Source organism: Microbacterium sp. MPR-TSA4 (genome assembly GCF_058792815.1).
The window spans coordinates 1-1,720 of the sequence record NZ_JBXAFF010000093.1 but is presented as its reverse complement, the minus strand read 5'-3'; the positions used below and the strand labels follow the sequence as shown (position 1 = coordinate 1,720).

The 1,720-nt window shown below is 73.9% G+C and carries 1 protein-coding gene; it reads right to left on the bottom strand.

Annotated elements, in window-relative coordinates; translation table 11 throughout:
• Positions 1–1,351 (bottom strand): sigma-70 family RNA polymerase sigma factor (locus AC1Q49_RS16195; RefSeq protein WP_492493427.1); only part of this gene is annotated, 1,351 nt, incomplete at its 3' end.
• Positions 1,352–1,720 lie beyond the last annotated feature (369 nt).

Genomic DNA, 1,720 nt, shown 5'->3' with positions numbered 1-1,720 from the left:
GCGTCGGGGTCGCCGGCGGGGCCGCCGGGGCGGCGGGCGCGGTCGGCGTGGCACGGCGCGTCGGCGCGGACGTCGAGACGGTGTCGGGCCGCACGGATGCCGTGGGCACCGGCGTCGACGTGGGATCGGCGGAGGGCAGGGTGCTCGGTGTGGGCGCCGCAGCGGGCGGGGCGGCTGCGGCATCCCCGCCGTCGCTCGCTCCTGCGCCGGTCGTGCCCGAACCGTCGGCCGGAGCGGAGGCGCTGTTCGCGATCACCTGGGGCACGACGATCGCGGCAGCCACGGCCGCACCGGCGACGAGCACACCGGCCGCGACCAGCCCGACCACGGCTCCGGCGGCGAGTCCGCCGCCCCCGGCCGCCGCCGAGCCGCCGGCCGCGGCGCCCGCCGAGCCGCCCGCTCCGCCCGTACCGCCACCGCCGGCCGCTCCCGATCCGGCGCCGGCTGCGCCGGCCGCCCCCATCACCGGGGCCGATCCGGGACCCACGGTCACCGCGCCCGGCACGGTGCCCGAGGCGCCCGCCGCGAGGGCGACCAACGGTGCGGAGCCGCCCTGGAGGGTGGCGAGGTAGGCGGTCGCGGCGCCGGCGCCGATCGTCAGCGGCAGGAGCACCAGGGCCAGACGGTGCGAGACCTCGGTGGCCTCGGCGGCGACGATGGTGCAGCGCGCGCACTCCGCCAGGTGCGCCTCGAGCTTCTTGTGGTCACGCGTGCCGAGGTTGTTGCGCGCGTACGCGCCGAGGCGCTCGATCGTCCACTGGCAGTCGGAGCCGTCGGTGACGCTCTGCAGGTGGGCCTGGATCCACGCCTCGCGGAGCCCTTCGCGCGCGCGGAAGGCGAGCTGCGCGGCGGCGGTGGCCTTCATGCCCAGCAGCGGGGCGATCTCGGCCGGCTTCATCTGCTCGATCTCGGTGTACCAGAGCACCTCCTGCCAGCGGGTCGGAAGGCTGCGGAACGCGCGATGCGTGAGGCTCCGATCGAGCGCCTCATCGGTGGCGTGCGCGTCGGCATCCGGATCGGGGAGCGCTTCGAGCTCGTCGATCGCCGTCTCACGGCGGGCGCGGCCCCAGCCGGCCGCGGTGTTGCGGATGCTCGTGAACAGGTACGCGCGGAAGGAGCCCGTGGGCCCGCCGCCCTTGGCGATGGCCTGATAGATGCGCGAATACGCCTCCTGGACCAGATCGTCGGCGTCGAAACTCGAGGTGATCGACGACGCGACCGTCAGCCCCGAACGGTAGTGGCGGCGCCACAGTTCGGCGAACGCCTGCCGGTCGCCGGAACGCGTGCGCAGCACGAGGTCGGCGTCGGCGACGTCGGCCACGTCGGGGCGCGGCTGATCGGGGGTGTCCATGGCGGTGTCCTGTCGAGGCGGGCGTGTCGTTCGTCTTCATCGAGAGAGACGCTCGCGGCGGCGGATTATGACGCGGGTCGCGTCATCCCACCCGTATTTTCGCAGGTCCGGCTGGGCAACGGCCGATGGCCGGAACACGCCGCCGGCATGCTCTCGCAAAAAGGTCGAGAAAAATCTCGCAACTCGCGTAATAGACCGCGTGAGTCCCGCTCTCTTACTGGTGAAGGACTTTCCGACACGTGCTCTCCAGGGGGATTCAGGAGCAGCGCGGTCGGGAACGGCCAGGGGAACGGAGCGATCCGTGGCCACGGACCGGAAGCGCGGGATCTCGGGGGAGGACCTGCGCGGTACCGGTGGAGGGGGTAGAGC